Here is a 23172-nt window from a genome sequence, read left to right as displayed (position 1 = left end):
GTAAATATTCGGATTTTTAGTTTTCATACATCAATTTAACGCAAAGCACTATGTAAATGTAACGCTAGTAAAGCTCGAAGGTTCCCCGTTTAACGGCAATGCCATTATCAACAAGTAGTTGTCCCTTACCCCAGACTTTATTAATAGCAAGCTTATGGTCTAACAAAACAAAGTCAGCATCTTTATCAAGACCAATCCCTCCTTTGCGCTTTAACTTCAAATTACGTGCGGCATTGGATGTCACTAGTGGAAGAATTTGCTCTAAGGTAAAACCACTTATGATCAATGCCTGCATCGCATTGAATAAGCTACTAACCTTACCCACCTCAACACCAATACATTCACCCGCAGAGTCAAATACGGGTAAGCTAGCATTACCGTCGGAGCTTAAGCTTATCCGACTAAGTTCAACCCCTTGCTCAAATGCAAATTTGACAGCCGACACCACTGACACTTCTCCATGATTTAAGAAATGTTGATTGGTCGATGTGGTAAAATCAATGACACCACCTTTTTTAGCAAATTCAACTCCTTGCTCTAACAGCGGTTGTGAGCGATTGATATGCGTTGGATAAAACTGAGTCAGAGGAATATCCGATTGCTGTGCAACCTGATGTAATAATTTGAGCCCCGATGCGCCATCGCCCACATGAACAAATACAATACCCGCTTTACCACTGAGCATACCCCCCACTCGACTCTGCGCTGCCACCCGTGCGAGTTCTGCAACTGAAAGTTGCGAGCCTCGGTGATCTGCAATGGCGATCTCGCCAACCCCAATCACATTATCAATCATCATTAAATCTTGAGTGACGTCACCAGTAATGGTTTTAACCGGAAACTCATATGAGCCTGTGTAACAAAAAACGCTAAGGCCTTCATAGGTTAATGCTCGCGCCTTAATCACTAACTCATTTAAACTGCGGCTTACCGCGTCCGTCCCAAGCGCGGCTACTAAGGTGGTCACTCCGGCAAGTGTGGCATCCGTTAATTGCATTTCAGGCGTTCGAGTATGATAGCCCCCCTCACCACCGCCACCAGTAATATGCACTAAAGGATCAACCAAACCAGGAATAAGGATACAGCCATCGGCATCAACTTCTTTGACCCAAGCCGCATTGGGTAATTTAATCCCTTTAGCAATTTGCAGTATGTTCGACCCACAAAATAGGACATCCTGTAGCCCCAGTAATTGTGGAGAGTAGACCAAGGCATTGCGAATTAAAGTTAACATCAGTGATATCCCATAAAAATTGCAAATAAAACCACCGCACTCGCCATAATCGTCAATAAGAGTTGAAAGCGCCAAATCAGCGCGAGCCATTGACCATAAGACAGCTTGGCGACACCTAAACAGCCCATGAGGGAGGCGGATGTAGGGATGACCAAATTGGTTAAACCATCCCCTAATTGAAAACATAAAACCGCGATTTGTCGGCTAATTCCAGCAATATCAGCCAGCGGCGCCATAATAGGCATAGTCAGTGCTGCTTGTCCGGAACCAGATGCGACGAAAAAATTCATCACAGATTGAAACAGATACATCAGCAGTGCCGCAATAGCATCAGGTAAGGAGGCCAGCCATTGACCCGCATAATGCAGCACAGTATTCAAAATGGAAGGCTGCTGCGGATCATCTCCCCCCAGCAGTAACACCACACCTTTGGCAAAACCGACTATCATGGCAGCAGGGAGTAATTCACTCGCCCCCCGTTGGAACGCCATTGAAATTTGGTTCAAACTGCGTTTGCGCCATAAAACGCTAATTAATCCAACCAGTAAAGCTAAGGTAAAAAATTGGCTGGCAATTTGGGGAATATAATATCCCTTGGCTACCACCCCCCAAATAACCCACAGGATCACGCCAAACAAGCAAAGTAACACTATGATATCAAAGGAAGAGCATTGAGTGTTTAAGGTGCTTTGCTCAAGTTGCTCTGTTTTAATTAACAAAGGAGTACGATGTTTGTTGGCATAATGCAGAGTAAAAGCCAGTCCTACCGCGGTAAACAAACACCAAATAGCTATTCTAAGTCCCGCACCTGACATTAAAGGTACATCGGCAATCCCTTGGGCAATAGCTACGCTAAAAGGGTTCATCCAAGAGGTGGCAAAACCAATTTGGGTCGACAGATAAGTCACCATCACAACCGTTGCCGCACTGTAACCCAGAGCGTTAAATAGGGGTAATAAGACAATGCAAAATGCAATCGCTTCTTCACTCATGCCATAAACAGCGCCGCTCAGTGAGAAAATAACAAAAAGCAACGGGATTAATAATATTTGACTACGTTGTAATTGGTTTATCACGGCCATGATACAGGCGGTAATAGCCCCAGTTTCCATTACCACCCCAAAGGCGCCACCCACAATAAGAATAAAAGCAACAACCCCAACGGCGGAGCCCATTCTGTCGCCCGAGGTCATACCATCAAAGGCAAAGTTAACAAATCCCGTTTTATCGGTTGAGGAAAACAAACTCACATGGTGGGCAGTATCTTGAGCAATAAAAAATTGCTGTGGGTCAATTCGCTTAACGGTATTTCCCGCAGAGTCTATGATCTCCGTCATCGCGAACCACCCCGCGGGGACAAGGTAGCTGCTGATTGCTGCGAGTAACACAATAAAAAATAAGATAACAAAGGCGTCGGGCATTTGCCGCGCTAGGGGTGATTTCATTGAGGAATACCTTCATCAATAGGATGACAAAGGGCTGGCTTAATCGCGATTAAGCCAGCCCACAGACTGATTAAAACTTGAAGGTGTAACTCATATTCCAGCGACGGCCGAGCCAATCATGTACTGAACTGGCATAACCATTAGTGGGGGATGAAGCATAAGGCGGCTCCTCATCGGTTAAGTTACGCACTGACAACAACAAGCTATGGTGCTCGCTTAGCTCATATCCCACGCTAGCGCTAAACGTCAGCCAGCTATCTACGGTTTCATTATCAAACTTAAAATCACCGTCACCTAATGAGCTGATATAGTGTCCTGCGATACTAACGCTCAAATCATTCAGCTGCCAGTCAGTACCGAGATCAATCACGCTTTCAGGGCGAGCAATTTCAGAGGCGCCACTTAAACGACCGAGTAAATCTTCCTTCGGTGTAGAAGGAGTCAATTGCCGCTCAAAGGAGAAGGTTTCGGTACCCGCGAGATAAAAGCTAAACTCGCCGGCTGCATCGGTTTCAAGACGATAGTCCACTTTATAATCTAAACCATCGGTCGATTGGTTACCGACGTTAAAGTAACCCGTCCGTAAGAAACTAATATCTCCTTGGCTATCCACAACACAGCCAAAGTTGTCTCCTAATGCTGCGATACTATCGACAATATTTGCAGGATTTTTAATACAGGCATCTAAGGTGGTGTTAGCATCAATATCGACAATATCATCGTGATCATAACGCCAATAATCGACAGTAAATTGCAAATTGTCAGTAGCATTCCAAGACATTCCTATATTTAATGCCTCAGATTTTTCAGCCTCTAACCCTTTGTTACCAATGGTTTCTTGATCAAATTCTAGCTCTCCAAACTCAGCACCCGCGACACCGCATAGACTATTGTAGGGTTCGTCAGCGCCGCAATTAATATATTGACTGCTAAGTGAGGTTCCCGCACCAAGCTGGGAAAGCGATGGCGCCCTGAAACCTGTGCTCCATGAAGCCCTCAGCACCAGTTCATCTATTGGGCGATAACGCAGCGATACCTTAGGATTCACATCGCCACCAAAATCACTGTAATGGTCGTAACGTAAAGCTGCGATCAGATCCAAACTCTCAGTGAGTGGAAAATTAAACTCGCCATAGGCAGCATATTGGGTGCGGTCTGCTGCGGCATCACTTGCCCCTAAGCCAATAATCTCGTTATTAACCGCATTGGCCGACGGTTTATCGAATATGTCCTCTTTACGGAATTCACCGCCAAATACTGAACTTACAGTACCAGCAGGTAAATTAAATAACTCGCCACTAATATTAAAATCGACAGAAAGCACCTCGGACTCACCCCGTCGAACTCCGGGATCTCTTAGCGCCGCTAGCTCAGCCTCTGTATTATCACGACCTAAATTGAAGGGATTAAATTTCCCCATCGCTACAGCATCGTCCAATAAATTCGCATTCATATAACCAGATATGTTTTTGATTTCATTAGTCGACTTGCCGTAGCTCAGCGCACTTTCCCAGCTCCAGTCCGCCAGTTCACCACGCAGGCCCGCAAGTAAACGGTAGCTTTGTGTATCGTATTCCTGAACTCGACGCTCAGGAAAGCGTGTTCTCACCGTGATAAAATCACTGGCGCTGCCATCTTTAAGATCAATATCCTTCACATATTGTGGAATAAACGCCGCGTCACCTGCTACATCAACGGTATAGCCCGCAGGTGCTTCATATGCCGATCCCGTATTTTTTTGATACATGCCCTCAGCAAATAGCTCTAAACCATTATCCAATCGATAAATATGATTGAAAGTCGCCCCCGCATTTTCGTAATCAGGCTGAATAGCCCGCTGGATCACATAGTCATAATTACAACGGGTGCCTGCCTTTTGGGTGTCGTTACCACACCAGGTTTCGGCATAATCGCTACCATCAATTGTCATGCGAGTATTCGATTCAAACGTGACGTTGACAGGTCTGTCACTGTTAAAAATGGGGTTACGGGTTGCGTAATCTAATACGACAGTGGTATTGCTTTTCTCCGTTGCAAAACCGCCCGCATAGGTCAGATTTTTACGGCTGGCATCATGATCCGAGGTATCGTCACCATATTGAGCGGTCAGCTCATGCCCAACAAAATCCTTACGTAAGATAAAGTTAATCACACCTGCAATCGCATCTGAGCCATAAATAGATGAGGCGCCGTCGGTTAATACATCAATGCGCTCAATCGCAGATAAGGGAATCGCGTTAACGTTAACAAAGGAGTCCGAGCCATTTGAAAATGAATCCACAGCAACCCGTCGACCATTGACGAGCACTAAGGTTGAGCTAGAGCCTAATCCACGCAAACTCACACCAGAGGCTCCCGCAGGAGCGCCATCCGCGCCCCCCACTCCGCCAGTTTCGGAGAAGGTTCCGGCACTCGAAGCCTGAGGTAAATCCTTGAGAAACTCACTGACCGATGCATAACCGCGTTTAGTGATTTCATCCTGACTAAAACTTTGTAAGGGATTTGCCCCTTCCATATCCACGCCCTTAAGGCGAGAACCTGTGACGGCAACCCGTTCAACCTCAGATTCTGTCGCGGGTTGATTTGGCGAACTTTTTTCTAATTCATTTGCAACTGAAACTGCGATAGGTGACAAGGCCAAGCCAAAAATTGTGCATAAAAGTACTGAACTTCTCATGGTAAGCTCCCGAAAATCATCTTATTAGAATTTTGAGACGTGGCTTTGCTGTGCGTGAGTCAATACGCATGGCATTAGTTAATGTTTTACAGAAAGCCTTTCGTCTATCAAATCATTGATAGGGGAGTTAGACAGCAGAACAAAACTCCACTAAACACAAGCGTGTTCAGTAGGTTATTCGTCCCACCATTCGGACAGATACCACGTACGATAGTGATATCGTTGGAAAAGAGTTGCTGCAGAGTTCATGTTATGAAAAACAGTCTTTTGTTATTGACCTGTTAAGAGGCTATCCGTAACATAAGCTCCGAGTCAATACATGGCGCACACTTTTTTATTGAGTGCCACCATGAACCATCCATCATCAAAATACTTACTTTTTAGATCCAAGAAGTTGCTAGCGTTTTACTGTTTTTTTGGCGTCTTAGTTTCTCCTAACCTCAATGCGTTACCTATTTTACAACCCCAAAAACAAGCTCCTCAGCAGCTACAATTTGACCTGATGCTCGTTGGTGGAGGAATAAAGACCTGTAGTTCAATGTCACCTGAAAATTGCAAAATCAACACCGCATTTTCGCCAACCGCCAAACGTGACATTCGCTATGATTTCAGTCCATTATGGCTAGAGCGGGCTTTGGCTCACCCAAGCCTTGAGATGCTCACTCAAGCACAACAGACCAATCTACGTAATGCCAGCTTAGCCGCAGAAAAATACCCCGCGCTAATTCCCTTAAACGAATTAAAACAGAAGATTGGAAAATTCGATCCAGCGTTACTCAACTCATTGGATGATAAAACGTATTTTGCCCTACTCGATTTACTCGAAGGACAGCAGCAAGCGGATGGTTCAAGTAAACAAGAGCAAGTCATACTTGATGCCAGTCGTAGTTCACATACTATTGAACTCTATCGATTGTTTGTTCAGCAAGCCTTAAAAAAGCGTCAACAAAGGCAACCGACTGCACAGCGGCCATTAATTGCTATCGTTACGGCCTCGGCCAGAGATCCCCTTGAGAGTGCTCACTTTTATCTAAGTGTGTTTGAGCAAGCGGGCGCAGAGGTGATTTGGCTACCCATTGACGCTGCTCTGCAAAAGGGAATTGCCACTGGTGAATGTAAAATGCTGCCATTGTTCCGTCAGCAACTCCAAGGAAACATTGATAAACAAAGGCTCTATCCTGCAAAAACTCAACGTCAACATGATTACTGCGATAATCCAAACACACTTTACAAGTTTCTTGAACAAATGGATGGATTGTTCCTCAACGGAGGCGATCAAAGTCTAACCCTAAAAGCCTGGCTAACGCCTGAGGGTCAACCAAGTGACGCCTTAACACTGGTTAAAAAGCGCTTTGCTCAGCAACAAATCGTTATCGGCGGCACCAGTGCTGGCACAGCTGTCATGACCCAACATAATATGATTACTGGTGGCACCAGCGAGGGGGCACTCACCTTTGGCACGTATGCCGCAAAGGCGCCAAGTGAACGTTGTGAACTCAATAATTGTGATGGTGCAATTCCAGCTACAGCAGTGACTTACCGACCTGAAGGGGGCTTAGGATTTTTCCCCTTTGGCATTCTCGATACCCACTTTACTGAACGGGATCGCCAGCTACGCTTGCTGATCTTGGCCGCAAATACTGGTACTGAGATGGCGTTTGGAATTGATGAAAACACAGCTTTACTGGTTGATACTAAATCACAAAAACTCACAGTTTCTGGGCAACATGGCGTATGGGTTATTGAACAAGTAAAGCAGAAAACCGCACACAGTTTTCACACTCAAATAAACGCTATATCCCATTATCTCACTAAGGGGTCAGTGCTCACTATGGACAAAGAGGGCAATAAAATTGCTGAATTAACAATAAGGAAAACTGCAGAAGCAGCCACCTCTAATTCACCCCAAGTAACTAAGCCAGTAGTGAATAATTTTACACAATGGGTGAAGAGTGCATGCTTAGATGAAGAGCAAAACCAAGTCATGGTAAATAAAGCCAGATTAACGATTAAACCTATGCTAAATGATAGCTGCCAGCTAGCCCAAGGCGCTGTGGGATATCAATCCATCAATTTAGTGCTCGAAATACAGTGATACTATTACGCAGCCTAGGCTGCGTTTTTGTTTCAATAACGCCGTTAAACAGCCATTTACTCGGCAAAAGCATTTACAACAATTTAACAGAAGCCTGTTTTAAACAGTAAGAATTGCCTGTGCTGCAAAAAAAGCCACAAATAGCGCACGACACAGGCAACAAAGATCACATTTCGTGATAACCTTACGTGACCTATAGCACGTCTCAAGCACGTACCGAACCACTTAAACAATAACTCAAAGGTTACCCATGGACGATAATAAACGCCCCCTCTATCTTCCGTTTGCAGGACCTGCCATTCTTGAAGCTCCCTTAATTAACAAGGGCAGTGCATTTTCGGAAGAAGAGCGTATTTTCTTTAACCTCGAAGGCTTAGTACCCTACGCCATTGAAACTATTGAAGAACAGGCTTCGCGCGCCTACGATCAGTTCAGAAGTTTCAATAACGATCTCGATAAGCACATCTATCTGCGCAACATTCAAGACACCAACGAAACCCTGTTTTATCGTTTAGTGCAAAACCACATCAGCGAAATGATGCCAATTATCTACACCCCGACGGTAGGTTTGGCCTGTGAGCGCTTCTCGAAAAACTATCGCCGTAACCGTGGTCTGTTCATCTCCTACCCGAATAAGGACAGAATCGACGACATCCTCAATAACTCGACTCGCCAAAAAGTAAAAATCATCGTTGTGACCGACGGCGAGCGCATCTTAGGCTTAGGCGACCAGGGTATTGGCGGCATGGGGATCCCGATTGGTAAATTGTCACTCTATACCAGCTGTGGTGGGATCAGTCCCGCGTATACACTGCCAATAACCTTAGACGTAGGTACCGACAATCCACAGTTGCTGGAAGATCCTATGTACATGGGTTGGCGCCATCCGCGTATTGGTGGCGAAGAGTATGCCGAGTTTATCGAAGCCTTTATGCAAGCCGTGCATGTGCGTTGGCCAGATACCCTAATCCAATTTGAAGATTTTGCCCAAAAGAATGCGATGCCAATCCTTGAGCGTTATAAGGATCGCTACTGCTGCTTTAACGATGACATTCAAGGTACCGCCGCCGTGACTGTGGGTTCATTACTCGCCGCCTGTAAAGCCGCGGGCACTGAACTTAACAAACAACGAGTTGCCTTCTTAGGTGCGGGTAGCGCGGGCTGTGGTATTGCCGAAGCCATCGTTGCGCAAATGGTGTCTGAAGGGATCAGCGACGAGCAAGCCCGCAGCCAAGTCTGCATGGTTGACCGTTGGGGTCTGCTGCTCGACAACATGCCTAACTTGTTGCCATTCCAACAAAAATTGGCTCAAAAATGTGCCGATATCAGCAACTGGAATAACTTCAGCGATAATATTTCACTGCTCGATGTAGTCAATAACGCTAAGCCAACGGTTCTGATTGGCGTATCGGGCGCACCGGGTCTATTTACTGAAGAAATTGTGCGTGCAATGCATAGCCACTGCGAACGCCCAATTATCTTCCCACTTTCGAACCCTACCAGTCGTGTTGAAGCGACGCCAAAAGACATTCTGCACTGGACGTCTGGCCAAGCTTTAGTTGCAACGGGTAGCCCGTTCGAACCAGTGGTTGTTGATGGCGAGACCTATGAAATCGCCCAGTGTAACAACAGCTTTATCTTCCCTGGTATTGGTTTAGGTGTACTCGCCTCGGGTGCTCGCCATGTATCCGATGCGATGTTAATGGCATCGAGCCGTGCGCTCGCCGAATGCTCACCGTTAGCCATTAATGGCTCAGGGCCGCTCCTGCCAAAACTGGAAGATATTCACTCAGTGAGTAAGCATATTGCCTTCGCTGTCGGTAAAGTGGCGATTGAGCAAGGCTTATCCTTACCAGCGAGTGATGAACTGCTGATGCAATCAATCGAAGATAATTTCTGGAAGCCAGAGTACCGCCGTTATAAGCGTACTTCGTTCTAATTTCAGACATTATTCCAATAAAAAGCCCGTCAATCGACGGGCTTTTTATGGAGTCAAACTCACAGCTTAAGGCGCCATCACCTGTTTAAAGCTGTTGAGCATAGAACGGTCTGTACGCGCTTTCTTTAATTTCCGCACGCACTCTTTCAGTGACTCATCGGCTAGACGACCGAAAATACCGTTGTACTCATTCTCATTGATGGCCTCATCGGTATCGGCCTGCTCAGAAATCTCCTGGGCGACACGGCTAAGTTGCAACCATGCATTGGCAATATAAAAACCGTGGAACTCAGCCTGCGGCATTAAATTGCGCGCACTGGCGGGTAATGCTTCCCAAGCCGTGGCAAATTTATCTTCGCGATCGAGTAACAACTCGGCACATAAACCTTGGTAAGCTGCTAACAGGCTCTCAGGCATTTTTGCCATAGGTAGCACTTTATTGGCAACATTGTGGGAAATCCGCTCGGCGGTTTCACGATACTCAACTGATACTTCAGCCATAATAACTCTCTTATCCTAAGCGGCTCAAAATTGGCCACTAATATATAAACCATAGACCCCATTATGGGCCAAAGGTGTCACTGTGATCCCTTTATAGGGCTCAGTAAAATACCAACCCGCCAGTGCGCCAATGGCTGCGCCTGCCAGCACATCTTCTAAATAGTGCTTATCACTCTCGACTCGGGTGTAGCCCACATAAGTCGCAGCAAGATAGGCCGGTAGACCATATTGCCAGCCATAGCGCTGCTGAATAAACGTGGCCGCCATAAAGCTGTCCGAGGTGTGCCCTGACGGAAAAGAATCATCACCACTGCCATCGGGTCTATCCTTACTAACACCCAATTTAAGCCCTTCGACTATAACTCGGCTCGAGACGGCGGCCTTAAGTAATTGCCACGAGCCTTCATTCTCCTCTTCATAGAATAGGGTCGCGCCCAAAGCTGTCGCAGGCAAGAGTAGATGCACCACATCGCCCGAGGTCTCGATATCATCCGAGTTTGCCCAACTCGCTCCCGTGAACAGTAACAGTGCGGCACAGAGTAATTTTTTCAAGGGTTTTCCTTATTGGGTGAGATCCAAGGCGACGTTTATACCTTGATAGCGGAATGAATGCAAAAATTGCCAATACACAATGTAAACAATTAGTGAAAAACTTATGTTAGGATAATAGTTAGCTATCTGTTTCAAAGTGAACAGGAAATCTATCTCTTGCGATATTGCCGACGATTCTTTGCCATAGCACTACTCCTCTTCACCGGGCAAGCATACCTAGCTTTAGCTGAAGAGCCGCCACAGGTCGAACAAATATTCAAATTATTTGATAGCGGCGAGACAATGTCCCGTGAAGCCATCGAGAAAAATATTGCTTTACTAGAGCAGTACATCTCAAGTGATGATATAGAACGTATTGAAAAACTTAACCAAATCAAGTGCTGGAGCCAACCTTCAGATGATGAAGGCCAAATAACTAACGCGCTTAATTATGCCGAGCAAATGCTCTCACATATTCCATCTACCGCTTCGGCCCATTTTATTACCGATATAACCCTTTGCCATGCTTGGTTTTTACAGCTAAGTGGTGATATTAGCGGAGCTATGGAAGGTTATAATAAAGGCGTGAAAAGCGCATACGCGCATGAAGATATAAAACTCATTGCCGATGCCCGCAGTCTTCGTGGAGCACTACACTCCTATATTGGTGACTTTTCAGAGGCATTAGACGATCTTGTCACCGCCCAAGGGCTTTATGAATCATTAAATCTCACAGGCTGGGCCAATATAAACTTGACCGATATTGCCACCAGCTTTAGACGCTATGGCGACCCTGAAAGCGCAATAAAATACTATCAAAAACTCAAAGAGTTATATTTAAAAAATGGCAATATGGATCAAGTTGCAGGTGTAACTTCAGATATTGGACTCGCCCTAGATGAAATAGGGAATCATGAACAAGCCATAGAGAACTTTCGCTTTAGTTACCAATACTTTAAAGACCACAAGTACAAGCTTGTGGCTGCAATAAATGCAACGAATATAGCCTACAGTCTTATTCAATTAAACCGGTTACAGGAAGCGGAAAACTATTTAAAGGAGGCTGCACTCGACATTACAGAGAAAGAGCCCGGAGCTTATAGTTTTATGAAGCTGTTTATGGCAAAAATCCTTTATCAACAAGCTCTTTACCCAGAGGCGCTAACTGAACTAGCCTCAGCCGAAAATTCTTTTCGGACCATGCATAATGACCGTGGTCTTGTTCAACTGTTACAACTCAAGAGTGATATCTATGCTGCGATGGGGGACTTACAGCAAGCCTACTATACTCTGCAGCAATTTGTTGATCTAACGAAGAAAGTTGATAACAGCTCCACGGCTCACCAGACAACTGAATTAAAAGTAAAATTTGATACCAGTAGGATCGAATCTGAAAACAAGCGATTGATTGATAACCAAAAATTAAAAGAGCAAGAATTAGCCTTGCTCGAAAAAAATAAGTCACTACAGCTTATCATTCTGCTGTTGACGGGCTGTATTTTGGGCATAGTGTCGCTATTTGCCTATAAGCAAGTGCATAGAAACCGCCAACTACAAACCATCGCCTTAACCGATTATCTCACCCAATTGCCTAATCGCAGGCATATATATGCCCAAGCAGAGCAGTATTTTCAGCAAGCGCTTAAACAGCAAATGCCTTTTTCGATCATCATCTTCGATGCCGATCATTTTAAAAAAATCAACGATAACTTCGGCCACGAAATTGGCGACCAAGCACTTTTAACCATAGCCCAGGCCTGCAAAGAATTTGCCGCGGACCACAATCAAATCGGCAGGATCGGCGGTGAGGAGTTTTTGATCTTATTACCCAATACCAGCGCTGAACGCGTTTGGGAGCTGGCCCATAAATTACAAAGCTTAATCAGCCGTTACGGCACCATTAATTTACCGGAAGAGTTAAAACTGACTGTTAGTGCAGGAGTTGCCACCTTATGTCCAGAGAAAAAGCCTCAAGATGAAAGCTTTGCCCGTTTACTGAAACGGGCAGATAGCGCGCTGTACGAAGCCAAAAATGCCGGAAGAAACTGTGTTAAAGCTGCGGAACTTACCTGCTAGCTGAATTATTTTTACGCCAAAAAATCTGATTTTCGAGGGGGGGCTGCAGTGCGCCAAACCATTTTTGATAGACCTTTGCAAACTCCCCTGACTCTTTTAGCTTTTCTAACTCAACTTGCCAACGCTGCACAGTCTCGGCTGGTGTGCCCTTCGAGAAAGCAAGATAAAGATGGATTTCAGCGATAATATAAACAGGTTTAATAGCCGATTCCTTCGCCCCCACATCTTCAAGTATATGCTTTACCGCCAGATCAGCCTGACACCAGAATCGTATCCGCGAAAACAACAGCTGTTTAGCCGATTGCTGTGGAAAACTTGCCACTAAGAGGGCATTAACTCCCTGCTGTTGCAACAGTTGTGCCCCCACAGACTCTCGATACACACCAACGATTCCCGCCGTATTCACATCTAACAAGTGATTGATGCTGATAGGATCGTCCGCTCTGGTGTAAAGAGTAATGTTACTAGTCGCGATGGGACCAATAAAATCAAAATTGGCTTCCCGCTCATCGCTAATAGATGTCGCAAACAGCAGCACATTTGCCGTTGTACTCGCGATCGAATACGCCCGCGCCCAAGGCAATACTTCAATCTTTTCTTGCTGTCCAAGGCGAGCTTGCAGCATATTCACCAGTTCCACCCCAAAACCAGTGGGTACACCATCTTGCTCAAAACTCATAGGCGGCCAAGCTTCTGTGACTAAACGCACTGGAGCCACTATCGCAAAGCTTAGCCCTGAATAACCTAAGCTCACACCTAATAACAATCGATAGCAGTACTTGGAAATGGCGGATAACATAGGCAAGGCCGAAGGGGAGGTTAATCTTAATCATAGATCTAATTTACGCACAGAAGAAAGTAACAATTGCTGTTTGGCTTAAATCCCCGAAACACTAAACTCGTCCGTAGCGGCTTAAAACTGCTATCATAGAGCCATCTTATTAAGTTCAACGCAGCTTCCATGTCAACCACAGCAACCTCTCCCGCCAATATTCCCGACGCAGCAACACTTAGTCGTCTTGCCATGCAAATCAAGAACTGGGGAAAGGCGCTCGGTTTTGCCCAAATAGGGATTTGTGACACCGATTTAACCGCGGAAGAAGCTAAGTTGGAAGCGTGGTTAGATAAAGGATATCACGGAGAAATGGCCTACATGGCCACCCATGGCATGATGCGCGCTCGCCCCCATGAATTGCATCCAGGCACAGTTCGAGTGATTTCAGCACGGATGGATTATTTGCCACCGGAGGCGGGCTTTGCCACTAACTTAGCTTCACCGAATATGGGCTATATCTCGCGTTATGCTGGCGGCAGGGATTACCACAAACTCATCCGTGCCCGCTTAAAAAAGCTGGGTGATCAAATCAGTTGCGAGCTTGTCGCCTTGGGGTTTGATGCCGCCGACTTTAGGCCCTTTGTCGATTCTGCCCCTGTGCTGGAACGTCCACTCGCCGAAAAAGCCGGCATAGGTTGGACAGGTAAGCACTCACTTATCCTTAATCACGATGCCGGTAGCTGGTTCTTCCTTGGGGAATTGCTGATCAACCTGCCCTTACCCGTAGACATTCCTATCCAGGAAGACTGCAACACCTGCGTGGCCTGCATCACCTCCTGCCCGACAGGCGCCATTGTTGAGCCTTATACCGTGGATGCTCGGCGCTGTATTTCTTATCTGACAATCGAATTGCAGGGTGCCATTCCAGAAGAGTTTCGCCCTTTGATGGGCAATCGCATTTACGGTTGTGATGATTGTCAGTTGGTGTGCCCGGTCAATCGCGAAGCACCACTGACCCAGGAGAGTGATTTCCACATTCGGCCTAAACTCAAGCAGCCTGAACTGCTCACCTTATTTGCGTGGAGCGAAACCGAGTTTCTTAAACAGACCGAAGGCAGCGCCATTCGCCGTATTGGTCATCAGCGCTGGTTACGCAATATCGCCGTTGCCCTTGGCAATGCGCCGAGTTCGCCGCAAATCATCGCCGCCCTTGAGCAACGTAAAGCCCAAGCAGATATCGATGAAATGGTGAAAGAACATATCGATTGGGCCCTAGCGCGGCAACATGCGGGCGGCTCACAAGCCAATAACCGTAAAACGGAGCGACTGGTTCGGGTCATTCAAAAAGGCTTACCACGGGATGCCTAGCATTCTCGCTGCATGCTTTAATTCATACTGGCAACAATCACTTGTGTGGCATCAAAACAGGCAAAACAAGGCTCACCAACCTTGAGCGTTTGGATGTCGGCCAATGGCATTACCGAATAGATAATCTCTTTAGCGCCAATCTCTATCGCTAACTCAGCCTTATCGGCAAGTTCGGTCACGCTCAGTAAGTGCCCACTGACACAGTTTTGCCCCGCGCTCTGGCAAGCATCACGACTGGCCGTCACCGCTGGCGCCTTAAACAACAATAGAATCGATTGGTCCAAGGCTAACTGCAGACGCTCAAAACTAGCATGGGTCACTGAGATTTGGATCTGTTGCCCACCCGCCAATGTCACCTTCAGGCTGTCATTCAAACCGAGTGGCTCAATGCTGTGGATACGCCCCGTTAATTGGTTGCGGGCACTGGTTTTAAGGGAGAAATGCGCCATCACATCTAACAAACTGTGCATATCGACCGAATCATCCAGCAACGCTGACAGTGCCATTTCCTGCACCTGCGAGGTGATGGAATACACCTTAAGTAAACGCTCACCAAACTCGGTAAGTTTGGCGCCACCACCGCCCTTACCACCCTTTTCGCTGCTGACGACGGGCTCGGGCATAGTGGTGTTCATCTCGTTTATCGCATCCCACGCGGCCTTATAGCTGATCCCCGCCAACTTAGCGCCCTGGCTGATAGACCCAGTGTTAGCCACTTGGCGCAGCAAAGCTATCCGCCGAGGATTGGCGAAGGGTTTGTCCCCCAATGACAATGTCAGTAGTGCGTGTAAGTCCATGTTCCTGCGCGCCTTAGCTTAAGTGAATGCTATTGTCCCCGATCAATCTTGAGATACCAATACGTACGGTCGGAATTCTCCGCCGAGGTATTAGCGTTTTCGCCAATAAACCGAGCCGAGATCACTAATTTACGTATCAGGACTTGAATGATCGATGTATAGATTGGTATATAACGATCACTTTTTATCACGGAGGAACACCATGAGCTCGCTCAAACACTTTTTGCGTTTTACCACAGCCTCAGTCGTTGGCTTAGCCCTCAGTTGCAGCATCAGCTTTGCCGCAGACCAAGAACAAGTGACGGTTTTTGCCGCCGCATCCCTCACGAATGCGCTTAATGAGATTGGCCAGCAGTACGAAAAGGAACATCAAACGAAAGTGATTTTCTCCTTTGCCTCCTCCTCAACACTCGCCAAACAAATCGCTAATGGTGCGCCCGCCGATCTGTTTATCTCCGCCAACCAAAAATGGATGGATTACCTCGTCGAGGCCAAGGCGGTCAATGCCGATAGCCGTATTACCCTGTTAAAAAATACCTTAGTGCTGATTGCCGAAAAGAACAGCCCGGTAAACCAAGTGACACTGAACAGCGATTGGGATATTAAGGCCGCAGTCAATGGCAGCCGTTTAGCGGTGGGCGACCCTGACCATGTCCCAGCTGGACAATACGCCAAGCAAGCGCTTGAAAACCTGAATCTTTGGAAAACCGCAGAACCACTCCTAGCGAGAGCAAACAATGTCCGCGCTGCTCTAGCATTGGTGGAACAGGGCGAAGCCCCGCTCGGTATCGTTTACTCGACCGATGCCAAAGTCGCGCAAAAGATTAAAATTGTGGCGACCTTCCCCGCGACCAGCTATAGTCCGATTGAATATCCCAGCGCCTTGACTAAGCAGGAATCCACCGCCAGCGCTAAAGACTTTAATCAATACCTTCAAAGCTCAAGTGCAAAAGCAGTATTTGAAAAATATGGCTTTGGAGTGAACTAGTGCTGAGTGATGTTTTAGTAAGTGGCTCGCTGTTTGACGGGCCACTCCTCAGCGAATACGAAACCACCGCGCTGCTGCTGAGCCTCAAAGTCTCAGCGGTTGCCGTGCTCGCCAGTTTACCCTTAGGCATTTTATGCGCTTGGTTGCTGGCGCGCGTAGAGTTTCCCGGTAAGGCTATCTTCGACAGTCTCCTGCATCTCCCATTGGTGTTGCCGCCAGTGGTGGTGGGTTACCTGCTACTCATCAGTATGGGGCGTCAGGGCGTAATCGGGCAGTGGCTCTATAACTGGTTTGGGTTAAGTTTTAGCTTTAGCTGGCGCGGAGCGGCACTCGCCGCCGCAGTGGTCTCCTTTCCTTTAATGGTCAGAGCCATACGTCAATCCTTCGAAACCGTTGATATTCGCCTCGAACAGGCGGCGCGCACCTTGGGAAGCAGCCGCTGGCGGGTATTTTTGACCATCACCCTGCCGCTCACCTCGCCCGGAATAGTGTCGGGAATGATCATCGCCTTTGCCCGCAGCCTAGGGGAATTTGGCTCGACAATTACCTTCGTCTCTAATATTCCCGGCGAAACTCGCACCATTCCGCTGGCCATGTATTCCTTTATCGAAACACCGGGAGCGGAATATCAGGCAATGCGCCTATGTATCATCTCGATAGTAATAGCCCTGGCTTCTTTGCTCGCCTCCCAATGGCTCACGAAAAAAGCCCTCAAAAGAACGGCAAGCGTATGTTAAACATCAATATTGAAAAACAACTCGGCCAACTACAACTCAAGGTGAACACCCATTTACCATTACAGGGCGTCACCGCCGTATTCGGCCGATCAGGAGCGGGCAAAACCTCCTTAGTGAATTTGCTCGGCGGATTAACTACGCCGGACAAAGGCGAGATTAGTCTTGGTGATACGCTGTTGTTTAAACATAAAACCGTTAATCTGCCCCCTGAAAAACGCCGAATTGGCTATGTCTTTCAAGAAGCGAGGTTATTTCCCCATTACAGTGTGAAGGGCAATCTCACCTATGGGATGCGTCATAAAACGCCTGAATTGTTCGATAAAGTGGTCTCGCTACTGGGTATAGAAAAACTCTTAAGCCGCTATCCCAGCACACTGTCTGGCGGTGAAAAACAACGGGTCGCCATTGGCCGAGCCCTACTCACCTCGCCGCAAATGCTATTGATGGATGAGCCCTTAGCTTCCCTCGATTTACCCCGAAAACGCGAATTGCTGCCTTACCTACAAACCCTAGCGCAGGAATTGAAGCTACCAATCGTCTATGTGAGCCACAGCTTGGATGAAATCCTACAACTTGCCGACCATATGTTGGTGTTGCATCAAGGAAAAATGATCGCCCAAGGACCGCTAACACAGGTATGGAATAGTAAACAAATGCGCCCCTGGGTACCATTGCAGGAATTAAGTTCACTGCTGAGCGCCAGAATCTCCGACAGACATCCTGATTATCCAATGACCAGACTGTTGATGGATGACGGCAATCAGCTCTGGGTCAGCGGCCAATTGCCCCCCACCCATAAACAGTTAAAGGTACGCATTCAAGCGAACCATGTTTCGGTTTGCACAGAGGAACCTAAAGGCTCGAGTATTCGTAACTTACTCAAAGGAAAAATAAAAGAGCTCTACCCCAGCGGTAATGGCGAGCAAATTCAGCTAAAAATTGCACTAGGTAAAGACGAACTGTGGGCCAACATCACCCCATGGGCTTGTGACGAGTTACAACTCGCTCCAGGAAAGGCTATCTATGCCCAAATCAAAGGCGTGACTATGACACAAATGGATATTGCCGAGTCCCACTGAGTTGCATGTTTGAAGCAAATTTCAGACACAAAAAAACCGACTCTAGGTCGGTTTGAGTCCCTTTTAAAGGGATGGTACCAGAGGACGGACTCGAACCGTCACGCTTTTAAGGGCGGCGGATTTTGAATCCGCTGTGTCTACCGATTTCACCACTCTGGCATTATCAATGCTTAGAGCTAATAAAAACAACTAGCTGGCTCTAAGTGGTGGGAATTATACCTTTGCCAAAGACAATGGCAAGCCCTTTTAAAGACCTTGTTGGCAAATTAGTTTTAACCGCTCAAAAATCCGGCGTCTATTAATTTTACCTTGGATACTGCTCGATGACTCTTAAAGCAGCATCTTAATCTACTCAGCGCCACGGGAAAGTAAAAACTGCGTATATTCCTTGTCACTTTTTTGAATATGGTTAACCAACCAAGATTTTAAGAATGCCATTAACTCGTCAGCCACATCTTCACCTCTACCAACCCGCTTTTGAAAATCAAGCACTTGACCAACAAGCTGCGCATGTTTCTCCTTATGGGCAATAGTTTGTGGGTATCCAAAACGAGCAAACAACTCTTCTTCATAGGAAAAATGATTCGCGGTGTAATCCACAAGTCCTTGAACAATCCGTTTAATCGCTTCGAGGCCATAGGCTTCGCTTAAGGTACGGTGCAATTCGTTAACAAGAGAGACTAAGCGTTGATGCTGGCGGTTAATCTCCGGCATACCGATATCAAGTTCTGGCCCCCATTTTACAAATAGTTGGCTTTGGGCTTGATTAGAGGTAAATAGCTGCTTATCCACATGGAAACGATGTAGCAGTGAACCAATCTCCTGAGACATATTATAAACCTTAAGACTAGATAGATTGGTTAGATTAGTATGATGCGCATTTTTCAACGCTAATTCAGCCATCGCGTTGATATTTTTGTTAATTTCCTCTGCAACGGCATGCTGCTCTTCCGATGCAGTGGCAATTTGATGAGACATATCCGTAATGCTTTCAACGTGAGTGACAATTTCACCCAAAGATTGATGCGCTTTCTCTACCATCAAGGCGGTTTCGTCGGCGATAGTGACGTTTTTTAACATCACTTCAACCCCTTGTTGAGCGCCCTTTTGTAATGCGGTTATCTGCTGTTGAATTTCAGAGGTCGCCTCTGAGGTACGTTTTGCCAAATTACGGACTTCATCGGCAACAACCGCAAATCCACGGCCATGCTCACCCGCTCGGGCACTCTCAATCGCCGCATTAAGAGCCAATAAGTTGGTTTGCTCGGCTACTTGCGAGATAGTCTCAATAATGCTGCTAATGCTATTCGTATCGGCGGCAAGGTGTTCAATCACTGCTTTTGTTTGGTGAATTTGCGACGTCATATCGCTGATTTTATTGACAATAGCGCCCATAACTTCATCACCATGTTTAGCTGAAGTCTGTGCAATATCAGCGGCTTGCGCGGTATTAGCCGCATTTTGTGACACTTCTTGTACGGTTGAAACCATCTGGGTCATGGCCGTTGCCGCAAGCTCGGTTTGACGTTCTTGCTCCAGAACGCCTTGTTTTGCCTGCTCACTAATCGTCTTTATGTCGGTGGCGACCTTCTTCATCCATTCGCTGGTATCAACTAGAGATAGAATAGTACGACTCACATCTTCGCCCATGCGATTGATGCTGTGAACGACAGTGTGAAACACTCCCGCATCTTTCTCATCAAGCTGGTAACTCAAATCACCGTCACCCAAGTGATGAGCCGCACGCTCGAGGTGCCTCAGATTACGGATAAGTTTGTTAATGTTAAAAAATAGAATAAGGGCAAGTGCGATTAAACATAAGGTTGCAACCCAATGCGCGCTACTAAGCAAACAATAAAGGGGATATAAAAGTAAGACCATAGGAGCGAAAATAATACCATATCCCATAGTGCCCTTTTTAACAGTGGTGCTAGCCATTTTTGGCTCCTTCAAAAATGCAGTCTAACTTCAATCAATGCTAAAACGGATTAGCAAATACCTTGTTCTTGGTATCACTTAATAGTTACTACTCTTAAGACTAGTCCCGAATGAAGTAAGAAACAAAGCCCAAAAGATTGAGTTTGATAAAATTTCATCACCCGCTAAATTTGAAGTAGATCACAGGGTTAATCTTTGGTTACAAGATTGTTTTAGGACGTCGATTTTTTATTGATCAGGATCAGTATTTGCTGACAGTAAGAGCGCTAGTGTATGGATGACTTCACAAGAAAGAGGATTTCAATCATGGCATTTTGGTTAGATTTAATGTTCGGTAACCCAATTGGTTTACTTTCAATGATCGTTATCTTTAGCACTATAGGGATAATTTCTTATATCACTTGGATGTTTATCGTGAAGTCAGCGCAACAATCGTAGTTTTTGCTTCCAAATTGTTATTCTGTTCATTGTAGCTTGTAAAAATTGCACGTTGTTATGGGGGTTCCATTAACCCCCATTTTTTATGCCTGTAATTTTGCGCTATAGCCAACGCTACACTTAAGCTGCGTGTTTACGGTTTTGTACTAAGCCATTGAGAAACTGCGGGCGCGCTTTAATCAGATGTTGCATTTCTTCTTCACTTGGTTCCCCTGCTGGTAAACGTAAAACGCCCCGATTTAAGTAGATACGTGCTTTCATCGAAATTTTATAGTCTGCTGTGGGCCCTTGGATTGCGTAATGACGTTCATTGCCTAAACATTCGAGGATACACGCACTGAGCAAACTTTTTACCGCGGGTTCGTTTTGCGGCAATGTCAAAATAGTGGCTCCTTGCAAAAAGAATTCTCGTAATAATGCTCGCTCTGCACGATCCAGCAAATTAACTTTTGCTTCAATGGTCTCGGTGATGCGCTTATCACTTAAATGACGAATCGACTCATCTAATCCCAAGTTCAATAACTGAGTTAAAAAATACGCGATCGAGATAATAAGTCCAAGCCCGACAAAATGTGCGTGCTCGGGTACAAACTTATCCAGTGCCAGCAAAGTAAGAATATTTGACGGCATCGCCAATAAAACCGCACAACTCACCATTAGCCACAGCATAACCCGAAACATTACCTTCTTAGGGTTAAACAACTTCACTGAATCGAATTTGAGTTTAATCATAGTGTTATCCCAGTGACAAAAAATTGAACTTAGCCAAGACCAAGCAAGTTTGATGCCATTGCTTTGTTCAATATTGAGGGATTTTTCACTGGGATAACATGCGAAATTTTTTAAGCTTGAGTCTATGCTTATAAGCATCCAACTTGCTATCAGATAAAGATTATTTAAGATGCTGACATTCTTCAGTCAATTTATAAAAAGCCCGATTGGTAGGCACCTCACCTTGTCAATTGTGCTATTCAGCTCCTTAATCACACTAATGACGACAGCCTACCAACTCATTAGCGATTATCGGGGCGATGTTAGTCGGATTGATCGGGTATTTTCTAATATCGAGAAAGCTAACCTCGATGTATTAGCCGCAAGTATTTGGGTAATAGATGAAAGACTGATTAACACCCAACTGAATGGTCTCATCCAACTACCTGATATTAACTACATTTCAATCAAAGATGATAGTGGCCAGTCGTGGAACGGAGGAACCCCAAAACCAACTCATACTTTAAATAAAATCTTTCCTCTGGTGTATAAATCACCGACCGACAATATCAACGTTGGTACTTTAGAAGTACAAGTAGACATGGATGCCATTTATGATCGCCTTTACGATAAAGCCATCCTTATTTTACTATCCAATGGCATAAAAACCTTCTTAGTCGCTGGATTTATTCTATTTTTAGTTTGGTACAACATCACTAAACATCTCGATAAACTCAGTAAATACTGCAAACGGATTAACTTAGACACGGACTTCGAACCCCTTCAATTTGAACGTAAGGAGAAAATCGATGAGTTTAAACAAGTTGCTGATGCGATTAACAGCATGCAAGGGCAACTTCGCAGCTCATTTGAAGCACTGAAAAGTTCTAAAGCCGAGTTACAAACAGCATTAGAAGATAGAGAGCGTTTACTGAAACTCGAACGTAGTTATAAGGAAGAACTAGCAAGACAAGTTAAAGAGCGAACCCAAGAGTTAGAGCAATCCTTAGCCGCTCTAAAGCGCGCACAACAGGTGTTAGTTGAACAGGAAAAAATGGCCGCCTTAGGAGGGTTAGTGTCTGGTGTGGCGCACGAAATTAATACCCCCATCGGTATTTGCTTAACGGCGGCCAGCGCGCAATTAAACCATATAGAAGAACTCATAGAGCTTATCCATAGTGAGCACGCAACACTCGACGAAATCAATGCGATTTTGGACGAGTATCAACAAAGCTGTGAGCTTATAGTTCGTAATATCACCAAAGCCAGCAGCCTAATTCAAAAATTCAAGACTATTGCTATCGACCGCAGCCACGAAGAGCATCAGTGCATCAATCTGCAAAGGCAGCTTAAAGAGATTTTAGCGTCTAGCTTGATAATGCATCCTAAACTCAACGCAAAAACCGACCTACAAGTCGATCCCAACTTAAATATTCAAACTAATGTGAGTCTATTAAACCAAATCGTCAGTAATATATTGTCCAACGCTTATACCCATGCATTTCAAGACCGAGAAGATAATCAGATACAAATCTCCGCCAGTATTGAGCAGGGTTTTGTGAATATCAGCATCCAAAATAATGGCGTCGCAATCCCCCCGAAGTCGCTGAACATATGTTCGAGCCTTTCTTTACCACCAATAGAAGTAAAGGCGGCACGGGATTAGGTTTATCCGCCGCCTTTAATGCAGTCACCTTGTTAAAAGGTTCAATGAGCTATCAAGCAGACTCTTCACTTGGCGGCGCGCAATTTAACATTCGCATTCCTCTTAACCAATGCGATGCGCCTAAGATAACCACTCACCACGAGTTCACTATTTGAAATATTTAGAACAATAAAACAT

At 45.8% G+C, this 23172-nt stretch carries 17 protein-coding genes, 1 tRNA gene and 1 pseudogene; 9 read left to right on the top strand and 10 right to left on the bottom strand.

Features of this window, described 5'->3' with window-relative positions; genetic code table 11:
- Positions 1–64: 64 nt before the first annotated feature.
- The 3 genes from iadA to KXJ80_RS06570 form a co-directional block, all read right to left on the bottom strand.
- A complete protein-coding gene (iadA, locus tag KXJ80_RS06580; RefSeq protein WP_037422206.1) occupies positions 65–1234 on the bottom strand; it encodes a beta-aspartyl-peptidase in 1170 nt (389 codons plus the stop codon).
- A complete protein-coding gene (gene yfcC / locus KXJ80_RS06575) occupies positions 1234–2679 on the bottom strand; it encodes a putative basic amino acid antiporter YfcC (protein ID WP_218738010.1) in 1446 nt (481 codons plus the stop codon). Before yfcC ends, iadA begins: the two co-directional genes overlap by 1 nt.
- 70 nt (positions 2680–2749) lie before the next feature.
- Positions 2750–5356, bottom strand: coding sequence for a TonB-dependent receptor (locus KXJ80_RS06570; RefSeq protein WP_218738009.1), 2607 nt, complete (start codon positions 5354–5356; stop codon positions 2750–2752).
- A 538-nt stretch (positions 5357–5894) separates the two neighbouring features.
- On the opposite strand from KXJ80_RS06570, the gene KXJ80_RS06565 reads away from it, so the two are divergent.
- Together KXJ80_RS06565 and KXJ80_RS06560 are read left to right on the top strand one after the other, a co-directional pair.
- A complete protein-coding gene (locus tag KXJ80_RS06565; protein WP_218738008.1) occupies positions 5895–7451 on the top strand; it encodes a cyanophycinase in 1557 nt (518 codons plus the stop codon).
- A 250-nt stretch (positions 7452–7701) separates the two neighbouring features.
- Positions 7702–9390, top strand: coding sequence for an NAD-dependent malic enzyme (locus KXJ80_RS06560; protein WP_023268525.1), 1689 nt, complete (start codon positions 7702–7704; stop codon positions 9388–9390).
- A 66-nt stretch (positions 9391–9456) separates the two neighbouring features.
- Here the strand turns inward: KXJ80_RS06560 and KXJ80_RS06555 are convergent, their stop codons facing one another.
- Both KXJ80_RS06555 and KXJ80_RS06550 read right to left on the bottom strand, forming a co-directional pair.
- Complete coding sequence (locus tag KXJ80_RS06555) at positions 9457–9891, bottom strand: DUF3069 domain-containing protein (protein WP_011625248.1); 435 nt, start codon at positions 9889–9891, stop codon at positions 9457–9459.
- 24 nt (positions 9892–9915) lie between these two features.
- A complete protein-coding gene (locus tag KXJ80_RS06550) occupies positions 9916–10443 on the bottom strand; it encodes a phosphatase PAP2 family protein (protein WP_218738006.1) in 528 nt (175 codons plus the stop codon).
- A gap of 114 nt (positions 10444–10557) precedes the next feature.
- On the opposite strand from KXJ80_RS06550, the gene KXJ80_RS06545 reads away from it, so the two are divergent.
- Positions 10558–12498 carry a GGDEF domain-containing protein gene (locus KXJ80_RS06545; RefSeq protein ID WP_218738603.1) on the top strand — a complete coding sequence of 647 codons (1941 nt, stop codon included), beginning with the start codon at positions 10558–10560 and terminating at the stop codon, positions 12496–12498.
- Here KXJ80_RS06545 and KXJ80_RS06540 read toward each other — a convergent pair.
- Positions 12488–13297 (bottom strand): substrate-binding periplasmic protein, encoded by an 810-nt coding sequence (locus tag KXJ80_RS06540; protein WP_080612369.1) that lies wholly within the window; start codon positions 13295–13297, stop codon positions 12488–12490. The genes KXJ80_RS06545 and KXJ80_RS06540 overlap by 11 nt on opposite strands.
- A gap of 162 nt (positions 13298–13459) precedes the next feature.
- Here KXJ80_RS06540 and queG point away from each other — a divergent pair, with 162 nt between their 5' ends.
- On the top strand, positions 13460–14641 hold the full coding sequence (queG, locus tag KXJ80_RS06535; RefSeq protein ID WP_218738005.1) for a tRNA epoxyqueuosine(34) reductase QueG: 1182 nt from the start codon (positions 13460–13462) through the stop codon (positions 14639–14641).
- Between the two features lie 17 nt (positions 14642–14658).
- Here the strand turns inward: queG and KXJ80_RS06530 are convergent, their stop codons facing one another.
- Positions 14659–15438: a TOBE domain-containing protein gene (locus tag KXJ80_RS06530; RefSeq protein ID WP_089068439.1), complete on the bottom strand. Its 780-nt coding sequence runs from the start codon at positions 15436–15438 to the stop codon at positions 14659–14661.
- A gap of 202 nt (positions 15439–15640) precedes the next feature.
- Between KXJ80_RS06530 and modA the strand changes: the two genes are divergently transcribed.
- Genes modA through modC form a run of 3 tightly spaced genes read left to right on the top strand, consistent with a single transcriptional unit; the run spans position 15641 to position 18242 of the window.
- Positions 15641–16426 carry a molybdate ABC transporter substrate-binding protein gene (modA, locus tag KXJ80_RS06525; protein ID WP_218738004.1) on the top strand — a complete coding sequence of 262 codons (786 nt, stop codon included), beginning with the start codon at positions 15641–15643 and terminating at the stop codon, positions 16424–16426.
- Entirely contained in the window at positions 16426–17163 is a 738-nt protein-coding gene (gene modB, locus KXJ80_RS06520; RefSeq protein WP_218738003.1) for a molybdate ABC transporter permease subunit, read from the top strand. The genes modA and modB overlap by 1 nt, the downstream gene beginning before the upstream one ends.
- Entirely contained in the window at positions 17157–18242 is a 1086-nt protein-coding gene (gene modC / locus KXJ80_RS06515) for a molybdenum ABC transporter ATP-binding protein ModC (protein ID WP_218738002.1), read from the top strand. Before modB ends, modC begins: the two co-directional genes overlap by 7 nt.
- Positions 18243–18314: 72 nt before the next feature.
- On the opposite strand, the gene KXJ80_RS06510 is transcribed toward modC, so the two are convergent.
- Together KXJ80_RS06510 and KXJ80_RS06505 are read right to left on the bottom strand one after the other, a co-directional pair.
- Positions 18315–18401: transfer RNA gene (locus tag KXJ80_RS06510), tRNA-Leu, on the bottom strand.
- A gap of 189 nt (positions 18402–18590) precedes the next feature.
- A complete protein-coding gene (locus tag KXJ80_RS06505; protein WP_099457485.1) occupies positions 18591–20180 on the bottom strand; it encodes a bacteriohemerythrin in 1590 nt (529 codons plus the stop codon).
- A 306-nt stretch (positions 20181–20486) separates the two neighbouring features.
- On the opposite strand from KXJ80_RS06505, the gene KXJ80_RS06500 reads away from it, so the two are divergent.
- Positions 20487–20618: a DUF3149 domain-containing protein gene (locus KXJ80_RS06500; protein ID WP_011715898.1), complete on the top strand. Its 132-nt coding sequence runs from the start codon at positions 20487–20489 to the stop codon at positions 20616–20618.
- 120 nt (positions 20619–20738) lie between these two features.
- On the opposite strand, the gene KXJ80_RS06495 is transcribed toward KXJ80_RS06500, so the two are convergent.
- Positions 20739–21350, bottom strand: coding sequence for a superinfection exclusion B family protein (locus tag KXJ80_RS06495; protein ID WP_047540754.1), 612 nt, complete (start codon positions 21348–21350; stop codon positions 20739–20741).
- A 169-nt stretch (positions 21351–21519) separates the two neighbouring features.
- Here KXJ80_RS06495 and KXJ80_RS06490 point away from each other — a divergent pair.
- Positions 21520–23150: pseudogene (locus KXJ80_RS06490) on the top strand (sensor histidine kinase).
- The last annotated feature ends 22 nt before the right edge of the window (positions 23151–23172 follow it).

Origin of the sequence: Shewanella xiamenensis (assembly GCF_024971755.1) — a bacterium.
Classification (GTDB): Bacteria; Pseudomonadota; Gammaproteobacteria; order Enterobacterales; family Shewanellaceae; genus Shewanella; species Shewanella xiamenensis.
This window is presented reverse-complemented; position numbering and strand designations above follow the sequence as displayed.

Coding starts and splice junctions, on each gene's coding strand:
- iadA (WP_037422206.1), bottom strand. CDS start 1,234: ATGTTAACTTTAATTCGCAATGCCTTGGTCTACTCTCCACAATTACTG.
- yfcC (WP_218738010.1), bottom strand. CDS start 2,679: ATGAAATCACCCCTAGCGCGGCAAATGCCCGACGCCTTTGTTATCTTA.
- KXJ80_RS06570 (WP_218738009.1), bottom strand. CDS start 5,356: ATGAGAAGTTCAGTACTTTTATGCACAATTTTTGGCTTGGCCTTGTCA.
- KXJ80_RS06565 (WP_218738008.1), top strand. CDS start 5,895: ATGTCACCTGAAAATTGCAAAATCAACACCGCATTTTCGCCAACCGCC.
- KXJ80_RS06560 (WP_023268525.1), top strand. CDS start 7,702: ATGGACGATAATAAACGCCCCCTCTATCTTCCGTTTGCAGGACCTGCC.
- KXJ80_RS06555 (WP_011625248.1), bottom strand. CDS start 9,891: ATGGCTGAAGTATCAGTTGAGTATCGTGAAACCGCCGAGCGGATTTCC.
- KXJ80_RS06540 (WP_080612369.1), bottom strand. CDS start 13,297: ATGTTATCCGCCATTTCCAAGTACTGCTATCGATTGTTATTAGGTGTG.
- queG (WP_218738005.1), top strand. CDS start 13,460: ATGTCAACCACAGCAACCTCTCCCGCCAATATTCCCGACGCAGCAACA.
- KXJ80_RS06530 (WP_089068439.1), bottom strand. CDS start 15,438: ATGGACTTACACGCACTACTGACATTGTCATTGGGGGACAAACCCTTC.
- modA (WP_218738004.1), top strand. CDS start 15,641: ATGAGCTCGCTCAAACACTTTTTGCGTTTTACCACAGCCTCAGTCGTT.
- modC (WP_218738002.1), top strand. CDS start 17,157: ATGTTAAACATCAATATTGAAAAACAACTCGGCCAACTACAACTCAAG.
- KXJ80_RS06505 (WP_099457485.1), bottom strand. CDS start 20,180: ATGGCTAGCACCACTGTTAAAAAGGGCACTATGGGATATGGTATTATT.
- KXJ80_RS06500 (WP_011715898.1), top strand. CDS start 20,487: ATGGCATTTTGGTTAGATTTAATGTTCGGTAACCCAATTGGTTTACTT.
- KXJ80_RS06495 (WP_047540754.1), bottom strand. CDS start 21,350: ATGATTAAACTCAAATTCGATTCAGTGAAGTTGTTTAACCCTAAGAAG.